Annotated in this window: 15 protein-coding genes and 1 pseudogene; 5 read left to right on the forward strand and 11 right to left on the reverse strand. The window is 70.7% G+C overall.

Going from position 1 to position 22,452, the window contains the following annotated elements; genetic code table 11:
- The first annotated feature begins 154 nt into the window (after positions 1-154).
- On the forward strand, positions 155-499 hold the full coding sequence (locus tag ACF09J_RS34165) for a MerR family transcriptional regulator (RefSeq protein ID WP_392309352.1): 345 nt from the start codon (positions 155-157) through the stop codon (positions 497-499).
- A 375-nt stretch (positions 500-874) separates the two neighbouring features.
- On the opposite strand, the pseudogene ACF09J_RS34170 reads toward ACF09J_RS34165, so the two are convergent.
- From ACF09J_RS34170 to ACF09J_RS34185, 4 genes and pseudogenes are all read right to left on the reverse strand, one after another.
- Positions 875-2,361: pseudogene (locus ACF09J_RS34170) on the reverse strand (oxygenase MpaB family protein).
- A gap of 59 nt (positions 2,362-2,420) precedes the next feature.
- A complete protein-coding gene (locus ACF09J_RS34175) occupies positions 2,421-3,428 on the reverse strand; it encodes a sensor histidine kinase (RefSeq protein WP_392309353.1) in 1,008 nt (335 codons plus the stop codon).
- Positions 3,425-4,513 (reverse strand): DUF418 domain-containing protein, encoded by a 1,089-nt coding sequence (locus ACF09J_RS34180; protein WP_392309354.1) that lies wholly within the window; start codon positions 4,511-4,513, stop codon positions 3,425-3,427. The genes ACF09J_RS34175 and ACF09J_RS34180 overlap by 4 nt, the downstream gene beginning before the upstream one ends.
- Positions 4,514-4,677: 164 nt before the next feature.
- Entirely contained in the window at positions 4,678-5,331 is a 654-nt protein-coding gene (locus ACF09J_RS34185) for a LuxR C-terminal-related transcriptional regulator (protein WP_392309355.1), read from the reverse strand.
- 380 nt (positions 5,332-5,711) lie between these two features.
- Between ACF09J_RS34185 and ACF09J_RS34190 the strand changes: the two genes are divergently transcribed.
- Genes ACF09J_RS34190 through ACF09J_RS34200 form a run of 3 tightly spaced genes read left to right on the forward strand, consistent with a single transcriptional unit; the run spans position 5,712 to position 10,780 of the window.
- Complete coding sequence (locus ACF09J_RS34190; protein WP_392309356.1) at positions 5,712-6,653, forward strand: ABC transporter ATP-binding protein; 942 nt, start codon at positions 5,712-5,714, stop codon at positions 6,651-6,653.
- Positions 6,650-8,026: an ABC transporter permease gene (locus ACF09J_RS34195; protein WP_392309357.1), complete on the forward strand. Its 1,377-nt coding sequence runs from the start codon at positions 6,650-6,652 to the stop codon at positions 8,024-8,026. Before ACF09J_RS34190 ends, ACF09J_RS34195 begins: the two co-directional genes overlap by 4 nt.
- A 6-nt stretch (positions 8,027-8,032) precedes the next feature.
- Positions 8,033-10,780, forward strand: coding sequence for an alkaline phosphatase family protein (locus tag ACF09J_RS34200; RefSeq protein ID WP_392309358.1), 2,748 nt, complete (start codon positions 8,033-8,035; stop codon positions 10,778-10,780).
- Between the two features lie 275 nt (positions 10,781-11,055).
- On the opposite strand, the gene ACF09J_RS34205 is transcribed toward ACF09J_RS34200, so the two are convergent.
- The 7 genes from ACF09J_RS34205 to ACF09J_RS34235 all read right to left on the reverse strand — a co-directional run bounded on the left by ACF09J_RS34205 (position 11,056) and on the right by ACF09J_RS34235 (position 20,910).
- A complete protein-coding gene (locus ACF09J_RS34205) occupies positions 11,056-12,753 on the reverse strand; it encodes an ABC-F family ATP-binding cassette domain-containing protein (RefSeq protein ID WP_392309359.1) in 1,698 nt (565 codons plus the stop codon).
- Positions 12,754-12,832: 79 nt separating this feature from the next.
- Positions 12,833-14,467: a ribosomal protection-like ABC-F family protein gene (gene abc-f / locus ACF09J_RS34210; protein WP_392309360.1), complete on the reverse strand. Its 1,635-nt coding sequence runs from the start codon at positions 14,465-14,467 to the stop codon at positions 12,833-12,835.
- Between the two features lie 931 nt (positions 14,468-15,398).
- Positions 15,399-16,130 carry a response regulator transcription factor gene (locus tag ACF09J_RS34215; RefSeq protein ID WP_392309361.1) on the reverse strand — a complete coding sequence of 244 codons (732 nt, stop codon included), beginning with the start codon at positions 16,128-16,130 and terminating at the stop codon, positions 15,399-15,401.
- Between the two features lie 38 nt (positions 16,131-16,168).
- The gene (locus ACF09J_RS34220) at positions 16,169-18,814 is read right to left on the reverse strand and encodes an FtsX-like permease family protein (RefSeq protein ID WP_392309362.1); all 2,646 of its coding nucleotides are present in this window, start codon (positions 18,812-18,814) and stop codon (positions 16,169-16,171) included.
- Positions 18,811-19,518 (reverse strand): ABC transporter ATP-binding protein, encoded by a 708-nt coding sequence (locus tag ACF09J_RS34225; RefSeq protein ID WP_392309363.1) that lies wholly within the window; start codon positions 19,516-19,518, stop codon positions 18,811-18,813. The genes ACF09J_RS34220 and ACF09J_RS34225 overlap by 4 nt, the downstream gene beginning before the upstream one ends.
- Positions 19,505-20,245, reverse strand: a complete 741-nt coding sequence (locus ACF09J_RS34230) for an ABC transporter ATP-binding protein (protein WP_392309394.1) — start codon at positions 20,243-20,245, stop codon at positions 19,505-19,507. The genes ACF09J_RS34225 and ACF09J_RS34230 overlap by 14 nt, the downstream gene beginning before the upstream one ends.
- A gap of 5 nt (positions 20,246-20,250) precedes the next feature.
- Complete coding sequence (locus tag ACF09J_RS34235) at positions 20,251-20,910, reverse strand: hypothetical protein (RefSeq protein WP_392309364.1); 660 nt, start codon at positions 20,908-20,910, stop codon at positions 20,251-20,253.
- A gap of 154 nt (positions 20,911-21,064) precedes the next feature.
- Between ACF09J_RS34235 and ACF09J_RS34240 the strand changes: the two genes are divergently transcribed.
- The gene (locus ACF09J_RS34240) at positions 21,065-22,390 is read left to right on the forward strand and encodes a histidine kinase dimerization/phospho-acceptor domain-containing protein (RefSeq protein ID WP_392309365.1); all 1,326 of its coding nucleotides are present in this window, start codon (positions 21,065-21,067) and stop codon (positions 22,388-22,390) included.
- Positions 22,391-22,452 lie beyond the last annotated feature (62 nt).

Genomic DNA, 22,452 nt, shown 5'->3' on the forward strand with positions numbered 1-22,452 from the left:
CGCCCCCCCCCCCCCCCCCCCCCCCCCCCGGCGGGTTTACGCGGGGGGCCGTGGGGGGGGGGTTTTTTTTTTTTTTTTTTTTTTTTTTGGGGGGGGGGGGGGGGCCCCCCCCCCCCCCCCCCCCCCCCCGACGCGTCCACGAAAGAAGAGGTCTATGCCCCCTGCCGCCTCCCGTCCCATCGACAACCTCGGCGATGACGACTACCCCGCCTACACCATGGGCCGGGCCGCCGAAACGCTCGGCGCCACCCCCGCCTTCCTCCGCTCCCTCGGCGAACACCGCCTGATCACCCCCCTGCGCTCGGATGGCGGCCACCGCCGCTACTCCCGCTACCAGTTGCGCATCGCTGCCCGCGCCCGCGAACTCGTCGACCAGGGCACCCCCATAGAGGCCGCCTGCCGCATCATCATCCTCGAAGACCAACTCGAAGAAGCCCAGCGCCTCAACGAGCAACTGCGCACACAGGGCCGCGAGTCCCCATCGAAGACCTCAGCCTGACAGGACGCCGGGCGCCGAGTCGGACACCGACAGCCAGCGGACAGATCAAGGTGCGGTCCAGCAGCTCGCGCCAACAGGTCCGCACCCACCTCTCCATGATCGAGTTCATTCTCGGCATCCGGGCTCCCGTCAGCACGACCTCAATCCCCCGCGATGGATCTCCCAGACGGTGGAAACGGCCACCTTCACGCCTGCGGATCAGCAGCTCACCGTGGACGCGCCTGTCCCCCCGCCCAAAATCTTCCCTTGCCAGGCGCAGGACGAGGGAGACGGTCGGTGGCCGACTCGAACATGGCCGCCTGCACGTACGGCAGTCACCCACGCGAGTGATCAAGTGCGAGACGACGTTCGAAGCTCCAGATCAAAGAGATCACATCAGGCGTCCGCGAGGAGGGGGTCGTACGGGGTGCCCGTGCGGCGGGCGGACATGAAGGAGAGGAAGTCACTCACGAAGGCGCTCCGGCCGTAGATTCCGTCGGTGGTGGGGAGGTCGCGGCGGAAGGCGGTGCGGTAGAGAGTCCGGTACTCGTCGGCGTCGATGGCCCCGCTGCCGTCCTTGTCGGTGGCGTCGAAGAGCACCTCGGCGACGCGGATGAGCGCGGGTCCGGCGAGGGAGGGGACGGCGGCGGCGTACTCGTCGGCGCTGACGCGGCCGTCGCCGTCCGTGTCGAGGGCGGCCTGGAGTTCGCGCCACCAGGCGCGAAGGCCTCGTAGAGCCGGGTCTCCTCGGGTTCGTCCAGGTCGAGGCGGGTGGAGAGTTCGCGGGCCATGGCGGCGAGGTCAGGCCGGTCAAGGTGGCCGTCGCCGGTCTGGTCCAGCACCTGGCGGAAAAATTCCTCCGCTGAACGTCGGCCCTCCCCCGTGCCCGCCCCGGATGCCGGGTCCGGATCGGTGTCACCGCCCAGCGGGGTCAGTAGGCGGAGCAGGGCGGATGCCCGCCTCATGCGGCCGCGCACGGCGGCCACGGTCCGGGAGCGGGGGTCGTCGCTCCCGGGCGAGAGCGAGAGGAGTTCGATGACGCTTTCGGCGTTGAGCCAGCCCTCGGGCAGGAAGCGGGCCAGTCCGGCGGCGAGGTAGGCGCCCTGCATGAGGGTCTGGGCGCCGGGCATCTCCGGCAGGCCGGCCCGGCGCCGGTACGGCCCGGGGAGCGAGGCGACGATGATCGCGCCGAGGAGAGGTCCGGCGACGGCCCGGCCTGCCGCCCACAGCGTCGGGGCGCCGTCGAGCAGCGGCGGGGCGGGCAGGTGGTCGAAGAGCCGGTAGAGAATGACGCGGGCCGCCTCGGTGTACTCCAACTCGTTCTCGACGACCCGGTCGAAGTACTGCCAGAAATCGTGGAGGTCTTCGGGGAGTTCTCCGGCGTCACCGTCGAGGGCTGCCAGGAACGCGCGGTACTCGGCGTACATACGCTCCATCGTGTCCTGGTCGAGCGGCTGGCCGCTCAGCCGGCACATGGTGACGGCGCTCTCGAAGAGGGTGGCGACCACCCAGGCGCGGGTCGCGCGGTCCATCGCGTCATAGGCCCGGCCTCGGGAGTCGGAGCCGCTCATGCGTGCGTGCAGCCGGTTGAGCCGGGCGGCCTCCCGCTCGCGTACCGCGGGGTCGGCGTCGAACATGCGGCGCATGCTGAGGAAGGTGTTGCGGAGCCAGCGCCAGGGGTGGGCGACAAAGGTGGAGTTGTCGACGAGGGCGGCGCCGATCTGCGGGTGGGCCGCCTCCAGCACGGTCGCGCGGACCATGGCGAGCGCCCAGCGCGGGTCGTCGAAGAACGCGTGGAACTGCGAATCCGGCCCGAACAGGGGCGGTCCGTCGGCCGGTCGCGTGGTGTCCGTGCGGGTCGCGCGGGTCGTTGCGGTTGTCATCGCGGGTCCGCATTGTGCGGACGCGGCGGTGATCTGAGGCGCGTTCAACCCGCATTGCCTCAGACCAAGACGGTGATAGTGACGCGCGTCGGGCCGCCGGCCGGGCTGTCGACGTCGAGCTGACCGTCGAGGATCGCCAGCCGTTGGACGATGCCGTGCAGGCCGCGGCCGGGTGCGACAACGGCGCCGCCGACGCCGTTGTCGCCCACCTCGACCCGCAGCACCTGCGGGTCGGTCACGTAGGTCACGGATGCCGCGGTCGCCTGGCCGTGTTTGACCGTGTTGGCCAGGCATTCGGCGATGGCGAAGTACCCGGCCGTCTGGACCGCCACAGGGATGTCCGGCGGCGGGTCGCCGGTGATGGTGACCGGCAGCGGCAGGTCGAGCGCGAGTGCCCGGACCGCGTCGGCAAGGCCGCGGTCGGCGAGTACCGGCGGCTGGATGCTGTGCATGACGGTACGGAGGTCCTCCAGCGCGCTGCCGGCGGTGGAACGGGCCTCGCCGAGCATCTCCGCCGCGGCGTCCGGGTCGCGGTGGATCAGGTCCTGAGCCATGCCGAGGGTCAGGCCGAGCGACACCAGGCGGGCCTGCGCACCGTCATGCAGGTCGCGCTCGACCCGCTTCAGCTCGGCCGCCTGGCTCTCCACCGCACCGCGGCGGGTACGAGTGAGCGTGTCCACCCGTGCGACCAAGGCCCGCTCCCGGTCGTCGGGGTGGCGGCTCACCAGGAACGCGTGTGTGCCCCACACCATGGACAGTGCCAGAAAGGTGAAGATGGGCCAGAACAGTCCGCCACCGGAGAGCGCCCAGATCGCCACGTCGTCGGTGGCGATGAGCGCGCAGAGGGCGCCGTCCAGCGCGAGCCAGCGCCGCCGGCCCGGTGGCACGCGCAACACCCACCGCAGAAGCTGGTCGGCGGCGAGCACGGTGGCCAGGCCGAACCAGACCCACCGCGGCCAGAAGTCTCCGCCACCGGTGCCGGCCCAGAGCAGCCCGGCCGCGGCGGACACCACCGCGGCCAGGCCGATCCGGACTCTGGCGGGCCAGCGCCACGGGGGGCCGCTCATGACCGGCCGTAGGTCAAGCGGCGCAGCAGGCGCTCGGCCGGCCCCCGGTACCGCCGCCTCTCCATGGCCCGTGCAGCCAGCACCGACACCGTCCACACCGCGACCGCGGCCATGACCGCGCGGTACGTGGAGCCCCCCAGGTCCAAGGCGAACGGGGCGAAGACGATGGTCCAGGCCACCGACTGGAACAGGTACCCGCTCAGCGACCGCCGGCCCAACGCGGCGACCGCGCCAACGATCTTCGGCCGGCGCGGGCCGGTGGAGAACTGCTGCGCCAGCAACCCGAACAGGGCGACGTAGCCAGGACCACCGAACTCGCCACTGACTGCGTGGAGATAGGCCATGGCATCGAGAGTACCGGGGTCGACCTGGAGCGCACCGGCGGCCACCAGCGCGTACGGCAGGGCGCCGAGCACGGTGACGGCCAGGCAGCCCACCGTGGTGCGGCGCAGCAGGACCTGGTGTGTCTCCGGGTCTTCCAGAATGCGGCGGCGCGCTGCCCACATGCCGAGCCAGACGATGAAGATGAACGGCACCACTGTCGCGGTGTGCACGGGCCATTCCGCAAGCCGATCCAGAACGCCCTGTCCGTAAGAGGCTGCCGCCAACGACGGGTTGGGGGTGTTGGTGACGACCGCGTGACCGCTCTCGGCGTTGACGACCAGCATGGCGGCGAGGACGAGGGTGAAGCCGAGCACGAGCGCCCACAGCCACATGACGAGGCGGTGGACCCGGTCGCCGCGGCGGAGGAGGACAAGCGTGGCGATGATCCCGACGATGCCGTACGCGCCGAGAAAGTCGCCGAAATACAACAACGTGGCGTGGATGGCGCCGAAGACGATGAGGCACGCGTTACGGCGCAACAGGATGCGTCGCGGATCGGCGCCGGCCGCGGCAGCGCGGCGGGCCAGTTGCACCAGCCCGTAGCCGAACATCACCGCGAACACCGGGTACGCCCGGCTGTCCACAAACGTGATCATGAAGAAGTTGACCACTCGCTGCAGGCCGTGTGGCGTACCGTCGATGCCGGGCTGGCCCGCGAAGGCGAAGTTCGCCGCGTTGGCCAGCGCGATGAACAGCAGCATCGCGCCGCGGGCAAGGTCGGGGGCGAGTGCCCGTTGGGAACGAAGCACCGGCCCCGCGGTGGGAGTCGCGACGCTGGGGCATCTGTTGGTGTGTGTCATGAGCCCAGGCTGGTCCGCGAGCGCGGGGAAGTCCCTGGGCCTGGACTGTGTCTTCGGTGGTGGGCCTAGACCCCCCATCCGTCGAGGTACGCCAGCACGGCGAGGACCCGGCGGTTGTCGTCCTCCGAGGGCGGCTGCCCCAGCTTGGCGAAGATGTTGTTGGTGTGCTTGCCGACTGCCTTCTCGGTGATCGCCAGGGCGGTCGCGATGGCCGCGTTCGACCGGCCCTGCGCCATGTGCGCGAGCACCTCCCGCTCACGCGGGGTCAGTCGGTCCAGCGGCAGCGCCCGCCGCCGGCTGTCCAGCAGCCTCGCCACCACCATCGGGTCGAGGGCGGTTCCGCCGGCGGCGACCCGGTGTACCGCCTCGACGAACTCCCCGACGTCCGACACCCGGTCCTTGAGCAGGTAGCCGATGCCGCCCCGGCCATCCGCGAGCAGCTCTCGGGCGTAGAGCCGCTCGACGTACTGCGACAGCACCAGGATGGGGAGTCCGTCGATCTCCTCCCGGGCGCTCAGCGCGGCCCTGATCCCCTCATCGGTGCGGGTCGGCGGCAGCCGGACGTCCACCACGGCCACGTCCGGGCGCTGCTCCGACAGGGCGCGCACCAGATCCGGCCCGCTGTCCACCGCAGCGACCACGTCGAAGCCGTGCGCGGTCAGCAGCCGGATCAGACCGTCGCGCAGCAGCGTCAAGTCCTCGGCGACAACAACCCTCATGGCGTTCCATTTTGCACTTCCTCGGCCGACGGGATGACCACATCCTTGAGAATCCAGTGATCGCTGAACGGTGGTGTGGTCAGGGTCGTCGGCTGCTCTGACACACGCGGCGACCGGGCTCGCCTGCCTCCAGGACGCGTGGCGCCGGCTGCTGCGGACGGGCGACGCCAGTACCGTCGGCACGGCCATCGCGGACGGGCCGTTTCCTGACGCGGTGGCTCGCATCACAAAAACCGCTGGTCGAAGCGTGGACGGCTCGCGCCCTGTGACGGCGTCGCGAATGCCAAGTCGTTTCATGTTCCACCAGCATTCAACTCCTGATCCCTGTGAGCAGCATGGGCAATCCCTATGGTCCTTGAGGCTCTTGAAGGAAGGGACCCATGGAACAACTTCCCGCAATCCGGGCTCGCGCCATCACGAAGAGTTTCGGTGATGTCGTCGCCCTCGACGACATCGACCTCGATGTGACGCAGGGGCAGATCCACGGCCTGGTCGGACCGAACGGCGCCGGGAAGACGACCCTGCTCGGCCTCCTGCTGGGGCTCTCGGGCGTCGACAGCGGTCGCCTTGAGGTCCTGGGGACACCGGTCGGGCGGGCACTCGAAGCTCCCGACGGTGTCGCCGGCTTCGTGGACGGTCCCGCGCTCTATCCCTCGCTCACCCCACGGCAGAACCTCGCCGCGCTGGCCGCGCTCCGCGGTCACGACGCGCGCACGGCGGGAATCGACGACGTACTCGCCGAGGTCGGCCTCACCGGCGTCGCCGACGACCGCACCCGCGGCTTCTCCCTCGGCATGCGCCAGCGGCTCGGACTCGCCGCCGCCCTGCTGTTCAAGCCCCGGCTGCTCGTACTCGACGAACCCACCAACGGCCTCGATCCGGCGGGCAAGAAGCACGTGCACGGTGTCCTCAACCGGCTCACGGCCGACGGGACCGCCGTCGTGCTCTCGAGCCACAACATGGATGACCTGGAGACGCTGTGCTCCGACGTGACCATCCTCGTCACCGGACGCGTCGTCTTCTCCGGCCCGCTGAGCAAGCTGGCCACCGACAACCGTGAACTCGACTACCGGCTGCTCACCTCCGACCCGCAGGCCGCCCGCCGGGTGGCCGACGAGGCGCGCGGGGTCCGGGTCGTCGACGACGCGGGGGTACGGCAGAACGCCGAACTGCTCGTCGTCCGCGCCCTGGTGCCCGCCCTGGACGACCTCGTGGTGCGACTCGTGGAGGAGGGCGTCGCGCTGCGCGAGCTCACTCCCGTGGTGTCGCCACTCGAAGCCGCGTTTCTCGCCCTCACCGAGCAGCAGGAGGCCGGCCGATGACCGCGACCCTCACACAGAGCCCGGAACAGGAACACGAGCCGGCGGCCCGGGGCCGTCGTGTCCCCGTCACCCGCGCCTGTGGCTTCGAACTCGTCAAGCTCATCTCCCAGTGGCGGATCCGCCTGCTGGTCCTCGCCTGCTGGATCGTTCCCGCACTCTTCGTCGCCGGCGTGAGCCAGCAGGCCACGCTCCCCGTGGACACCCTCTTCGGGCGCTGGATGCACGTCTCCGGGTGGGCCGGGCCGCTGGTGATGCTCGGTTTCGCGGGGACCTGGGCGCTCCCGCTGCTGACCTCGGTCGTGGCCGGTGACGTGTTCGCCTCCGAGGACCGCCTCGGTACCTGGCGCCAACTGCTCGTGGCGGTCCGCTCGCCTCGGCGGATCTTCGTGGCGAAGGTGGTCGCCAGCCTCACCGTCCTGCTGCTGTTCGTGGCCGGGCTCGCGGTCTCCAGCACGGTCGGCGGCCTCCTCACGGTCGGCGACCAGCCGCTGGTCGGCCTCGACGGCCACCTCCTGGCCCCGTCGGACGCCGCCGTTCAGGTCCTGCTCTCCTGGATCTGCGTCCTCGCTCCGACCCTGGCGCTCGCCGCACTCGGCTTCCTCGGATCGGTCACCCTGGGACGGTCCCCGATGGGGCTGCTGGTGCCCGTACTCGTCTCGCTCGCGATGGCGGTCGCCCAGATGCTGCCGCTCCCCGTGGCCGTCCGCGTCGCCCTGCCCAGCTACGCCTTCATCTCCTGGAACGGACTGTTCACCAGCCCGCAGCAACTCGGCCCGCTGCTGATCGGCATCGTCGTCAGCCTCGCTTGGGCCGTGGTCGCGACGGCACTGGCCTATGTGCTCTTCGTACGGCGCGAATTCACCAACCCGACCCATGACGGTTCGGGCCGCCGCGCCATCACCGTCGGAGTCCTGCCGCTCGTCGGGGTGGCCGCCGTGTCGTTCGCGGTCGTCGCCGCGACGACCTCGGCGACGGGCTCCGGGATCGAGCAGGACAAGGTGCAGCGCTCGGTCGCCACGGCGTTCGCGCACCTGTACCGCATGCAGACCGACCAACTCAACCGACCCGCCGTCACCGAGGCCCAGTTGAAGGCCACGGCGACGTGCAACAAGGGAAGCACCAGGGTCGCAGCAGAAGGCCCGGGCAACGACTGGCGCTGCGTCGTGACCTGGCATCTTCCCGGCGTCGAGGCCACAGGACAGGCGATCTACCAACTCGACGTCACTCCGGACGGGCGGTTCATGGCCGATGGCGATGGACCGAAGGAAGTGAACGGCTACTTCCTGGTGCGGACCCCCGAAGGAGACGCACCGAACCCGCTGTGGCAGTTCGACGGCAACGTCGAGCTGCTCGACACCACCCCGAAGGGATAACACTCAATGCAGGTAACTCGCCGCCGCAAGCTCGTCGAGGAATCTCGGTTCAACCTCCTCGGCAGACGCATCGGGCGCCGGATACCGCTGTTGACGGCGGGCACCACCGCTGTCGCCCTCGTGGCCGCCGGCACGGCGTTCGCGCAGACCCACCAGTTCGGCACGGCCCAGGTCGGTCAGGTCACTGCCGACGGCCAGGTCGTCTCCGGCAACCAGTACATCGCCCCGTACGGCGACCGTCTTGTCATCAACCAGGGCAAAATCATGTCGTCCTCGGTCAGCCCGGACGGCACGCACATGGCCGCCTCGGTCACCGACGGTGGCGCGGCCCTGGCCATCGTGGACCTGAAGAACTGGGAGACGCAGCAGCTCGTCAGCAACGCCGCGTCGTCCAACCCCCGCATCAGCAGCAACAACGTGGGCCAGGAAGGCCCGACGTACTCGCCCGACGGCAAGCAGCTATGGCTGGGCCAGCCGGACGGCTACACCGTGTTCAGCGTGAACCCGGAGGGTAGCGTCACCAGCCCGAGGACCGTCGCCATCCCCGCGCAGGGGTCCAAGAAAGCCCTGGTGGGCGAGGCGGTGTTCTCGGCCGACGGCAAGACCGTGTACTCCGCGGTCAACGGCCAGAACCGGGTCGTCGCCATCGACGCGGCGACCGGGACCATCACGCAGAGCTGGGCCGTGGGCAACGCCCCGCGTGACATGATCATCGTCGGCAACAAGCTCTACGTCAGCAACGAGGGTGGCCGCCCGGCCAAGCCCGGCGAGCCCACCATCAACTCGTACGGCACGCAGGTACTCGCCGACCAGAAGACCGCTGCCACCACCACCGGCACGGTCAGCGTCATCGACCTGGCGAACCAGGACGCCGCCGTCGCGAACATCGACGTCGGTCTGCATCCGACCGCCGTGTACGCCAAGAACGGGGCGCTGTTCGTCACCAACACCGCGACCAACGACGTCTCGGTCATCGACACGGCGAAGGACAAGGTCGTCCAGACCATCGCCACCCGGCCGTGGGCCGAAGCCTCGGTGGGTTACGAGCCCGACGCGGTGACCCTCACCGACGACGGTCACCTGCTGGTGACCCTCGGCCGTGCCAACGCGGTCGCCGTCTACCGGTACACCTCCGCGCAGGAGCCGGTGAGCTACGTCGGCCTGCTCCCGACGGACTACTTCCCCTCGGAGATCACCACCGTCGGCAACCAGGTCTACGTCTCCAACACCCGTGGTATCGACGCCCGTCGCAACGCCAGCGGTCACGGCACCCACGACACGACGTCGAGCGTGCAGAAGTTCACGCTGCCCGACGACAGAGTGATCAAGTCCTACACCGGCAAGGTCTTCAAGCAGAACGGCTGGAACGGCGAGTCGCTCAAGAAGTCCACCGGGTCCCCGGCCCGGCCGGTGCCGGTCCCGGTCAAGCTCGGCGACCCCTCGACGATCAAGCACGTGTTCCTGATCGTCAAGGAGAACCGTACCTACGACCAGGTCTTCGGTGACATGCCGCAGGGCAACGGCGACCCGTCGCTGACGCAGTACGGCGAGAACGTCACGCCGAACCAGCACGCCCTGGCCCGCCAGTTCGGCCTGTTCGACAACACGTACGACATCGGCACGAACTCCGCCGAGGGCCACAACTGGCTGATGCAGTCCGACAACCCGGAGTACACCGAGTCCTCCGCGGGTGAGTACGCCCGTAGCTACGACACCGAGGACGACGCCCTCGGCCACCAGCGGACCGGCTTCATCTGGACCGGAGCGCAGGACGCCGGCAAGTCCGTGCGGAACTTCGGCGAGTTCCAGCAGTTCCTGACCAAGCCGGCGGGCGCGAGCTGGCAGAACCTGTACTGCGACAGCAAGAACATGGCGGCGACCGGTCAGGACACCGCCTACCCGCTGAACTCGACCTCGCCGATCCCGTCGCTCAACGACGTGTCGGTGCACGGCTTCCCGAAGTTCGACACCAGCGTCCCGGACGTCTACCGCGCCGAGATCTGGAAGAAGGACTTCGAGAAGAACGGTCCGGCGAACCTGAACATGTTCTGGCTCTCCAGCGACCACACCGGTGGCCCGGTGAGCGGTGCCGCCCAGGTCGCGGACAACGACCTCGCCGTCGGCAAGATCGTTGACGAGATCTCGCACAGCAAGTACTGGAAGGACTCGGCGATCTTCGTCGTCGAGGACGACTCCCAGGCCGGCCTCGACCACGTGGACGGCCACCGCGCCCCGGTCCAGATCATCAGCCCCTGGGCCAAGCACGGAGTGGTGGACAGCCACTACTACTCGCAGATCAACATGATGCGGACCATCGAGCAGATCCTCGGGATCCAGCCGATGAACCAGAAGGACACCGCGGCCAGCCCGATGGCCTCGGCATTCACGCAGAACCCGGACTTCACGCCGTTCAAGGCGCTGCCCAACCGGGTCTCGCTGACCGACGGTGCGAAGACCGCGCCGTCCTGTGGTCTGGACACCCCCGCGGAGCAGAACCCGCAGGCGGCGGCCGTGCCGGCGGCCTCGGTGCCTGCGAACATGAAGAACGTCGCCGCCGAGTGGAACCAGTGGAAGTCGAAGCAGCGGCTGACCGGTCCCCAGGCCGTGCCGGACTACGCTCCCCCCGCGCAGATGAACCACTTCGCCTGGTACGAGTCACACAACTGGACGAAGCCGTACCCGGGTGAGAAGAAGATCCACGCTCCTCAGGACGTGCCGGGTGCCTACATCCCGTCGGCCGAGAACGACGGCTGACCGCAGCAGGCCGGTCGGCACAGCCTGACCGTCGTCACAGGGCCCCTGGCCGGCATCCGCCGGTCAGGGGCCGACTGCGTTTTCCACAGGGGCGCGGACGGCTCGCGGGCGCCGGCTGGTGCGGGGGCCCGGATTCGGGTTTCGGACGTGGACGTGCCCATCGAAGAAGGCCTCTTGGCCGCATGAGGCGACTGGGGGTACCGGGTGAACGAACCGCACGGCTCGCAAGGCCGGCGCCCCTACACCAGGCCCGACGGGCGCGCCCCTTCCGGCCGTCATCTTGCCAACCCCCTGCGGGTGTGGCGGTGTAGGCCGGCGAAAGGCTTGTGACCGGCGCGGTCCGAGCGCTCGTGGTCCGGGCCGAGCCGGATTTCCCGTCCCTGCCAGCGCTCCCGCAGCCAGCGGTCGTGGCTGGCCAGTACGACCGCGCCGGGGCCGGTGCCCAGCGCCGCCTCCAACTCGTCGCACAGGCGCGGCGACAGGTGGTTGGTGGGTTCGTCGAGCAGCAGCAACTGCGGCGGTCGCGCCACCAGCAGCGCCAGCCCCAGCCTCCGGCGCTGTCCGACCGAGAGCCGGCCGACCGGCTTGTCCAGGTCCGCCTCGTGCATCAGACCCAGCGAGCACAGCGGCACTGCTTCGGCACGCTCGGCGCCCAGCGCCAGCTCATAGGTGTCCCGCACGGACCGGTCCGGCCGGTCGAAAACGGTGTCCTGGGCGAGCAGTCCCACGGCCAGCCCGCGCCGCCGCCGCACCTCGCCCTCGGCTACGAGCCGCCCGGCGAGCACGGCCAGCAGAGTCGACTTCCCGGTCCCGTTCCCACCGGTGACCAGCAGACGGTCGGTCGCCGACACCTCCGCACTCACCGGTGCGAGCCGGCCCGGCACCCGTACGTCATGCAGGGACACCAGTGGACCGTCGCCCTCCGCCGCCGGTGCGGCGAGCGTCGTGCTCTCGAACCGCAGCGGCTTCGGTGGCTCGCCGACCTGGGAGCGCCCCAGCTCCTCCAGGCGGCGGGTGGCGTTACGCACGCGCCGGGAGATCTGGCTCTGTACCCGGCCGGCGCGGTGGCCGTAGCCCATCTTCTCGTTGTCGCGCGGTCCCCGGTCCGCTGCGACGCGGTGCGCGGTGACCCCGGCGGAGACACGCAGCGCGGCCGCCTCCTCCTGTTCCTCGGCCCAGCGTCGCTCCCAGCGGTCCCGCTCGGCACGTTTCTCGGCCAGGTAGGCGCTGTAGTTGCCGCCGTAGCGGACCGGGCCGTCCATCGCGGGGTCGAGGTCGATCAGGTCCGTGCACACGGCGTCCAGAAAGGCCCGGTCGTGGCTGGCCATCACGACGACCCCGGGCAGGTTGCGCACCTGGTCCTCGACGAAGGCGGCGGCATCCTCGTCGAGATGGTTGGTCGGTTCGTCCAGCAGCAGCGCGGAGGGCCGCCGGACCAGCAGCGCGGCCAGCGCGAGCCGGCCGCGCTGCCCGCCGGACAGCGACCCGAGCGTCCGGTCGTGTGCGAAAACTTCGAGTCCCAGGCCGTCGAGCACGAGCGCGGCATGCCGGTCGGCGTCCCATGCCTCCCGCTCCTTGGCCTGTTCGAGTCGGACGCCGTACGCGTCGAGCAGGCCGGCGTACTCGGGCGCGTCCTGCGCGGTCCGCGCGAGCTGCTCGGTGAGCCGTTCCAGCTCCGCGAGGTCCTCCCTGGCTTCCAGCAGGGCGTCGTCGAGCACGTCGGCGATCGTCGCGTCGGCGTCGTACGACATCTCCTGCTGAAGAAAGCCCAGGTCGGGCGGGCGCGTGATGCTGCCGGCGTCCGGCTCTTCCGTCCCGGCGAGCAGGCGCAGCAGGGTCGACTTGCCGACGCCGTTCTCCCCGATCAGCCCGATGCGGTGCCCGGGCGAGGCGGTCAGGGAGACACCGTCGAACAGCCGTCGGTCGCCGAGGGTGTGGACGAGGTCGTGGGCGAGCAGAGCGGGCTGAGGCATGGGGTCCGTCCAACGTGATCGGTGCTCGGCCCGCGGGGCGGCATGCCTCGGACACGGGCCAGGTCGACACGCCGGCGGCTCACACCTCAGGGGCCCCCGTCTCCTTCAGCTCGCCGTCGGCCAGCCGCAGCCACCGGTTCACGCCGATCTCGCGCAGGAACCGCTCGTCGTGGCTGACCACCACGAAGGCCCCCTGGTAGGAGTTCAGGGCGCTCTCCAACTGGCCCGCGCTGACCAGGTCGAGGTTGTTCGTCGGCTCGTCCAGGAGCAGCAGGTGCGGAGCCGGTTCCGCGCACAGCACACAGGCCAGGGTGGCGCGCAGCCGCTCGCCTCCGGAGAGCACTCCGACGGGCAGATGGGCGCGAGGCCCCCGGAAGAGGAAGCGGGCGAGCAGGTTCATCCGCTCGGCCTCCGACCGCTTTGGGGCGTAGTCGGCGAAGTTCTCGGCGACCGTACGGTCCAGGTCCAGCAGGTCGAGGCGCTGCGAGAGGTAGGCGATGCGGCCGTCGGCCCGCTTGATCTCGCCACTGTGTGGTGTCAGGTCGCCGCTGAGCAGACGCAGCAGTGTGCTCTTGCCGGCACCGTTGGGACCGGTCAGCGCGATGCGCTCCGGGCCACGGACGGTCAGGTCGACGCCCTGGCCGGCGAACACGTCCTTGTCGCCGAGGCGGACGCGGAGCTGCCGGCCGAGGAACAGGTTGCGTCCCGCGGGCACGTTGGTGTCCGGCAGGTCCAGCGTGATGCGCTGCTCCTCGCGCAGCGCTCCCCCGGCCTCGTCCAGCCGGGCCTTCGCCTCGCTGACCCGGCCGGCGTGCATCTGGCCCGCCCGGCCCGCGGACTCCTGCGCGCCCCGCTTCATGTTGCCGGCGAAGATGCGGGGCAGACCGGCGTTCTTCAAGTTGCGGGCGGCGTTGCTCTGCCGACGTTCAGCGCGCTCCCGGGCCTGCTGCATCTCCCGCTTCTCCCGCTTCAGCTCCTGCTCGGCGCTGCGGACGTTCTTCTCTGCGACTTCCTGCTCGGCCCGTACGGCCTCCTCGTACTCGGTGAAGTTGCCGCCGTAGAAGCGAAGTTCGCCGCGGTTGAGTTCGGCGATGCGTTCCATGCGGTCGAGCAGGGCGCGGTCGTGGCTGACCAGGAGCAGGCAGCCGTTGAAGTCCTCCAGCGCGTCATAGAGCCCCCGCCGGGCATCGACGTCGAGGTTGTTGGTGGGCTCGTCGAGGAGCAGCACGTCGGGCCGCTTCAGCAACTGGGCGGCAAAACCGAGGGAGATGACCTGGCCGCCGCTGAGAGTACTCAGGCTGCGATCCAAAGTGAGGTCGGCCAGGCCCAGGCGGTCGAGCTGGGCGCGGGTGCGTTCCTCGATGTCCCAGTCGTCGCCGATGGTGATGAAGTGCTTTTCGTCGACGTCCCCGGACTCCACGGCGTCGATGGCCTGGATGATCGCGGCGACGTCCAGCACCTCGGCGACCGTGAGGTCGCTGGCCAGGGGGAGGGTCTGCGGGAGGTAGCCAAGGGTACCGGCCACGGAGACCGACCCGGTGCCGGGCCGCAGTTCACCGGCGATGAGCTTGAGCAGTGTGCTCTTGCCGGTGCCGTTGGGCGCGACGAGGCCGGTACGGCCGGAGCCAACGGTGAAGGACAGGTCCTGGAAGACGGGAGTGTCGTCGGGCCAGGTGAAGGACAGGTTCGAGCAGACGATGGAGGCGTCGGACATAGAGGTGACCTCGTGGGGAGGGGGCAGAAAAAACACTCCTGCCCCGGCAGCAGACAGAGGGAAAGAGGGGACGACAGCGAGGCCACTTCGGCGGCGCTTCCACGCACCGGGCCGGTGGCCTGTCAGGTCCGGGTATCACCCGGAGATGTCGTCGTCCACCACCATGTCTGGGCTCCTCAACAAACGATCAACGTCTCTGCCAGTCTAACAGCCAAGCCCGGGAAGTCAGGGGCTGGTGCCGTCCGTGAAGCCGACTTGGTGTGATGTGTGAACTCGTGGTGATGCGCCGTTCGCCCAACTGGTGCCAATCCTGGGATAGTTGTAGGCGTAGGGCGAGACGGCCGGACTCATCAACTGCAACTCTCCGCTCGATGACCTCGGCCACGCTGCTTTCCCTGTCCACGCCCGTTGCAGCATCTTGCCCCATTTGACCTGGCTATTCGCAAGCCAATTGAGGAGTCGACCGCGCCGGTTGTCGTGCTGAACTGGCGCGCCTCGCGAAACGCAACCCTGATCCGCGTTATGCGGAGGCAGCTCTCACAGCCCGGCATCCGCTTCCGCGGACCAAGGAGGCTGCAGGAACAGCAGAACATGGTGGCACCGGTCACACACCAAGGCCATGGTTTCGCGGTGCCGCGCCAGCCGCTTGCCTGCCGTACGGACCTTTATGCATAGCCAGCTCTGACCCGCGGCAACTCGCTCTGCCCTAACGAGGGGCCCCTCACACAATGGACATTGAGACGGATAGCAGCCTGCCACAGGCTCACCACTCAGCTCGTCACGCACCAAAGCTCCTTCGTCCTCGAGCAGTCACTGGTCGAAGGCTATCCATGGCAGACAACACCGATCCCCCTTGAGTCTTCGCCTGCTGGCCGACATCCTCCGCCCGCACGGCATCGACTTGGCCGGACATGTTCCGCTTCGATATGCGTCAGTCGTCCTCGAGCCGGTAGCCGTGCCCGCGCAGGGTGGTGATCAGCGGCAGCCGGACGGGGTGTGGGGAGGAGTCCGCCGCTTTGGCAAGGCGGCGGCGCAGCCCGGCCATCGTGACGTCGAGGGTCTTGGTGGGGCCGAACCAGTTCTCGTCCCATACCTGTGCCATCAGCGTCTCGCGCGCCACGGCCTCGCCCGCGTGCCGGCCCAGCAGGGCGAGCAGCTCGAACTCCTTGGGCCGCAGCGGGACGTCCGTGCCGTGCAGGGTGCAGCGGCGAGCCGCCTCGTCCAGGACCAGGTCGCCGAGCGGTACCGGCTCCGGCGGCGGGGAGGCCGCGGACCGGCGGCGCAGATGGGCGCGGAGCCGGGCGAGCAGCACGGTCAGGCTGAAGGGTTTGACGAGGTAGTCGTCGGCTCCCGCGTCCAGACCCGCGATGACGTCGATGTCGTCGGTGCGGGCGGTCAGGATGACGATCAGCAGGTTCGGGAAGCGGGCGCGCAGGGTGCGGGCGACGTCGAGGCCATCCATGTCGGGCAGTCCGAGGTCCAGGAGCAACACGTCGTAGGACACTTGGGATGCCTGTGTGAGCGCGCCCGCGCCGGTACGGCTCCAGGTGGGTGCGTAGCCGTTGCTGCGCAGCCCCGTCTCCAGGTGGCGGCCGATGGTGCTGTCGTCCTCCACGACGAGGACGCCGAAACGGCCGGGGTCTGGTGCTGGGGGCGTACGCACGTTCGGCAGCATACGGGCAGGTGCGCCGTTCGGTGCGCTCACAGGTCGCGCAGTTCCTCGACGGCGGGGCGCCGGGCCCGCCGCACGCCGTTGAGGGCGGCGGCGAGCACGGCGGCCACGGCTGCGGCCGCGGTCAGCGTCAGATAGCCGCTTGGCACCGCGAGGGCGGACGGCGGCGGGTCGAAGACGCCGGTGAGGACCTTGACCAGCATCTCGGACAGCGCCCAGCCGATCAGCGCGCCGCCCGCGAGGCCGCCCGCCGTCAGCACGACCGCCTCGGTGAGCACCATGCCGCGCAGATGCCGGCGCGTGGCGCCCAGCACAGTGGTGATCGCGAAGGTGCGGCGGCGCTCGGCGAGCCCCAATGCGAGGACCAGACCGCCGGCCCCGGCGGCGAGGAGCACCGCGAAGGCCAGCTCGATCCGGGTCAGACCGGCCAGGTCGACCGAGGTCAGGCTGGTGCCGACGGTGCCCCGCGTCTGGGTGAGGTCGGTGACGGTGGCACGCGTGCCCAGTTGCTTGCGCAGTTGCGCGGCCACGGCCTTCTGGTGCGTGCCGCCGGTGTCTACCAGGAAGGCGCCGACCGCGTCGCTGCCGGTAGTCTTCGTGATGTAGGAGGCGTTGGCGACGAAGAAGCTGTCCTTCGGCGCGGTCGGGAACTCCTTGACGATTCCGGCGTAGTGGAACGGCACCGTGCGCAGCGCCTTGGTCTTCGCGTCCTGGATGCGCAGATTGACGGTGTCGCCCGGGGAGAGCTGGAAGTCACTCACCGTCTCCGCGCTGACCAGCAGGTTGTCGGGACGCTGGGCGAGCAGCCGCATGAGCTGCCGCGCGGTGCCTCCCGAGAAGTATGCGTCCTGCAGTGAGGTCGCCGAGGCGATCGTGTCCGGGCGCACGCCGTACAGGTCCTGGAGATCGGAGCCGACGTAGGCGAACCGGTGCTGGAGCGGCTCGATGTGGCGGGCGCCGGGGACTGCGAGGGACGCTGCGGCGCTGGGAGGCGTCTGTGCTGCGGGGGGCTCGGTGACCGTGACGTCGGCGCCGTTGGTCAGGCGCGCGTCCGCCTCCGCCTGCTGCTGGTAGGTGGAGTTGAAGACCGACGTGGACACGGCGAACGACACGGCGAGCGCCAGCAGCACCATCGAACGGGCCAGCGGGCGGCTGCGCCGGGCGAGGACGGCCGCCGTCGTCCCGGCCAACGACGACGTCAGCGGACGCGCGAGCCGGGCCAGCACCGGGCGGCCGCGGGTGAGCGCCAGGAGCGTGAGCCTCCACAGCAGCAGAGCAGCCCCGGTCCACAACAGTGCCGGACCCAGAAACGCCCAGTACGACACGGAGATGCTCGGCACGCCCTCCGGGGCGAGGACGAGCGCGTACTGGTTGCCGGACGAGGCACGGAAGACCAGCCACGAGCCGACCAGCAGCATGAAGTCCAGACCGGTCCGCATCCACCACGGCGAACCGGTGCGGCTCGCGGTCCTGCGGGTGTCGGCGACCGTCACGGTGCGAAGGTCGCGCACGGCCGGGACCAGCACCGCGCCGGCGGCGACCGCCGCACCGAGGACGAACGCGACGGCGTACCAGACGATCCACGTGCCGGCGCTCGCGCCGAACGAGGCCGCCCCGAAGGCGAGCCGGCCGGTCAGCGCCGCGAGACCGAGGCCGGCGAGCCCGCCGACGACGCCGACGAGCACCGCCTCCAGGGCCGACAGGGACACGATCTGCCGGGGTCGGAGGCCGCGCAGCCGCAGCAACGCCTGTTCCTGGCGGCGCCGTTCACCGCCGGCGCCCGCGACCGCGGCGGTCAGCGAAGCGGCGAGCACCGCGCCGGGCACACCGAGGAAGAGGAAGAGGATCTGCGCGTACAGGGCGTCCTGGCGGGCTGAGTCGAGCGCGGCCCCCAGGTTGTCGCCCACCAGCATCGAACCGGTGCCCCGGGCCTCCAGGTTGTGGGCTGCGCGGGTCACCGAGGTGAACGCGGCGGCCGGGTCGTGGGGCAGCGCGGCGCCGCGGGCGACGTGGATCTGGGTGGTGAGGGAGGTGGCGCTCCCCGTCAGCGAGGCCAACTGCGCGGCGGGCAGGAGCAGCACGTTGTCGGGTGGCGCGGTGGGCTGCGACTGGGCGGGCGCGCCGACCTTCTGGAACAGCGAGTCGGCCTGCGGGAGGTCGATGACTCCGTCCACGCGGACCTGGCGCACGCCCGTCGTCCCGGGCAGCCGGAGGCCGACAGTGGAACCGGGGGCCGCGTGGAGGTTCGAGGCGGTCTGCTGGGCCAGCAGCACGCCGGTGGGGCGGCCGGTGAGCGAGCGGATCTCGCCGGGGAAAAGGGTCTGGTAGCCGTCGGGCAGGCCGAGGACCATGCCGGGGCCCGTGGTCTGGGTGCTTCCCTGCACGGTGGCCGTGAAGCCGCTGCTGTGCGCGATGCTGACCGGGACGGCTGAGCGTACGCCCGGTGTCCTGCGGACCAGCGACAGCGCCGCGTTCGGGTCGGCGCCGGGCTGCACCTCGACCTGCCAGTCCACGGCGACCGAACGCACCGCCCGCTGTGTCATGGTCGCCTTGGATGCGGTCAGGAACGAGCCGAGCGCGGCGACGAGCGCGACGGCGAGCGCGATCCCGGCCGTGGCGGCGAGGAGGCGCCCGGTGCGGTGACGGACGAGGCCGCCCGCCCATGGGGTGATCATGAGTGCTCCCGGGGACTGTCTGTGGTCTGCTCTGCCCGCTCGGTGGCGGTGCCGTCCGCCGGCAGCAGCCGGCCGTCGCGCATCGTCCGCCGCGCGATGAGGCGTGCGGCGACGGCCGGATCGTGTGTGGTGACGACGAGGGCCGCACCCGTCTCGTCGGCCGCCGTCAGGAGCGCGTCCAGGACCCGGCCGCCTGTCGCGTGGTCCAGCCGCCCCGTGGGCTCGTCGGCCAGGATCACCCGCGGGGCCTGCGCCAACACCCGGGCTGCGGCCACGCGTTGGGCCTGGCCGCCGGAGATCTCCTCCGGCAGCCGGTCGGCCAGACCGGCCGCGTCCACCCGGGCGAGCGCGACAAGGGCCGCCTCGCGCGCCCGGTCCTCGGGCACCCCGGTGAGCACCAGTGGCAGCGCGGTGTTCTCCACGACGTCGAGAGCCGGGATCAGGCTGTCGCCCTGGAAGACCAGCCCGATGTCCCCTGGCCCGGTCAGCCCGGGCCAGGTCACCGTGCCGCTGGTGGGCCGTTCGAGTCCGGCCAGCAGGTGCAGCAGCGACGACTTGCCCGACCCCGAAGGCCCTACGATCGCGATCCGGTCCCCGCTGCGGATCCGCAGCGCCGCCCCGTGTACGGCCACGACCGCGTTCGGGCCCCGGCCGAAGGTGAGTGCGGCGTCCTGGCAGGCGATCAGCACGTCATCCGGAGACACCGCGCACCTCCTGAAGACCCGTGTCGCAGAAGTCCGCGCCGTTCTCGGCGACCTGCGTCATCCGCCCGTCGTCCAGCCTGATCACCCGGTCCGCGATCCGTACCGCCTCCGTGCTGTGCGTGACGACGAGCACCGCGCAGCCGTCCTCCGCCCGATCGCGCAGCATCTGCAGGACCAGCCGTTCGGTGCCACCGTCGAGTTCGCCGGTCGGCTCGTCCGCGAGCAGCACCGCGGGCGAGTTGGCCAGCGCGACAGCCAGCCCGGCGCGGGCCAGCTCCCCGCCGGACAGCTGCCGGGGCAGCGCGTGCCGGCGCTCCCCCAGCCCCACCTGGTCCAGCAGCCGCTCGGCGGGGGCGGCGGGCCGGCCAGGGACGGCGCCCTGCGCGAGGCGCACGTTGTCGCGCACGCTCAGATGGGGCAGCAGATTGCGGGTCTGCAGCAGAACGCCGATGTGCCGGGCCCGCAGCCGGGCGCGCTCGGTCTCCGACCGGTGGCTGATGCGGACGCCGTCCACATGCACCTCGCCGCCCGACGGCTCGTCGAGCCCGGCCAGACAGGACAACAGTGTGGATTTACCGGCCCCGGACGGACCGACCACGGCGACCGTCTCGCCGCGCGCCACCCGCAGCGACACACCGCGCAGTGCGAGCGTCTCCTCCTCGCCGGCCCGGAAGAAGCGGTACAGCTCGCGGGCCGTGAGGGCGTCATCGTACGACCGTACGGGCATCGTGCTCACCGCCAGCCGAAGGAGTCGCTGACGATGCGCCACGGGTCCACGTTGTCGGCGTTCACCGGACCGGACAGGGTGAGGTCCACCTCGTGGCCGTGCCGGTAGAAGGCATACCGCTCGAACGCGTCCCGCACGACCTTGCCGGTGACCGGGTCTGCGGCGGAGTCGCCCTGGTAGGTCAGCAGCACGGCGGTGCCCGCCCTGCGCTGCACCACGCTCACCTTCGGGTGCGCGAACTTCGATACCTGGCCGCGCAGTTGCGGAACGACCGTGTTGGTCACCGAACCGCCGGTGGGTGCGGCCGTGGCGGTCGCGGCGGAGATCTGGATGCGGTTCAGCTTGTCCGTGAACACGGTCGTCGCGCCGTTCGTCGTCCGGGCCCAGCCCTCGGGCACCTTCACCGTGAAACCGGTGAAGCCGCCGGACGGCCGGTAGGCGATGAACGTCTGGTTGTCGGGGATGTCGCCGGGCGGATTGGACTCGGTAGGCGCCGCGGCGTTCGGCGCCGAACCGGCCGACGACGTCTTGTCCGGCGTCGACGCCGAATTGTCCGACGTCGTACCGGAGCCGGACCCGGACCCCGATCCGGATCCGGAACACCCGGCGATCAACGCAGCGCAGAGCACCAGCCCCACGACGCCGGACGTCCGTACATGTGTCATGGCCACTGCCCTCCAGAAGGCGCCTGGGACCGGACGGTCACGTCCCAGACGCTAGGAGCGACCCGGTTAACGGCCCGCGCGGCGACGGTTAGACGACGGTAAAACCGTGAGCCGGGTTTCGTACGACGTGGTGGACGACCCGCATGATGAAGGCATGAGACAGCGTGTGGAGCGGGTGGCCCTTACCGCCGTCCTGGTCGCCCTCGTCCTCCTCGCGGTCCCCCTGGCCCTCGCCATCAGGTCCTCCCTGTACGCCGACCAGCGAGACGCGCTGGAACGGGCGGCCCTGGCCGCGGCCGTCCGCGTGAACCCGGATTACCTGACCGGTGACCCGCCGGAGCTGCCCGCGACCGCGCCCGGGCAGCGCCTCGGTCTGTACGACCCGCAGCTGCGGCTGCGCGCGGGTACCGGACCACGGACGGGCGACGGCACGGTCCGCTGGGCTCTCGGTGCCAGGGTGTCCCGGTCGACGACGGACGACGAGCTCGTCGCCGCCGTGCCCGTCTCCCATGCCGAGCAGGTCATCGGGGCCGTCCGCGCCTCCTCGCCCGCACAGGACGTACGCAACCGCGTGCTCGTCGGCTGGGCGGCCCTGGCGGGTGTCGCCGTGGTCGCGCTCACCGCCGCCGTCCTCATCGCCCGCCGACAGGCGCGTGTGCTCGCCTCGCCCCTGGAGGACCTCTCGCGTCACTGCCAGGCCGTCGCCGCGGGCGATCTGACCGCGCGGGCCGCGCCCAGCGCCATCGCCGAGGTCGACCAGGTCGCCCGCACGCACAACGACATGCTGCACAGCCTGTCTGAACTCCTGCGCCACGAGCGGAACTTCAGTGCCAATGCCTCCCACCAGCTGCGCACCCCGCTCACCGGCTTGCAGCTCATCCTGGAAGCCGGACTCGCGCAGGAGGAAACCCGGCCTGCGCTTCAGGAAGCCCTGGCCGCCACCCGCCGGCTGCACGAGACCGTGGAGGACGTGCTCCGGCTGGCACGTTCCGCCCGTCCGCCCCGGCCCCCCGCCCCGGACCGGCCGCTGGGCGAACTCGTGGCACAGACCGAGGGGCGGTGGCACGGGCTCTTCGCCCGCGACGGCCGGCGGCTGGATTTCGCCGCCGAGAACGTACCGGACGACATCCGCGTCCCCGGGGGGTCCGTCACCGAGATCCTCCACGTACTACTGGACAACGCGCGCGTCCACGGACACGGAACCGTGCGCGTCACCGTCCGGGACCTCGACGACGCCCTCGCCTTCGACGTCGCCGACGAAGGCACGGTGGACGGCGACGGCACGCGGCTGTTCGAGCGCGGCCTCTCCAGCGACAGCGCAGGCACGGGCATCGGCCTCGCCCTCGCCCGCGATCTCACCGTCTCCCTCGGCGGACGCCTCGTCCTGGCAGGCGGCGCGCCCACCACATTCACCCTGCTGCTGCCCATACGCCGGGAAGGGACCAGCCCTCAGAACGACGTTGGGCAAGGCGGGCCCTGAGGGCAAACCAGTGCATCCCTGCATCGCTGACCGCGTCACCACGGTGATCCACAACGTCGTCG

It is taken from the genome of Streptomyces sp. NPDC014889 (genome assembly GCF_043081205.1).
Lineage (GTDB): Bacteria > Actinomycetota > Actinomycetes > Streptomycetales > Streptomycetaceae > Streptomyces.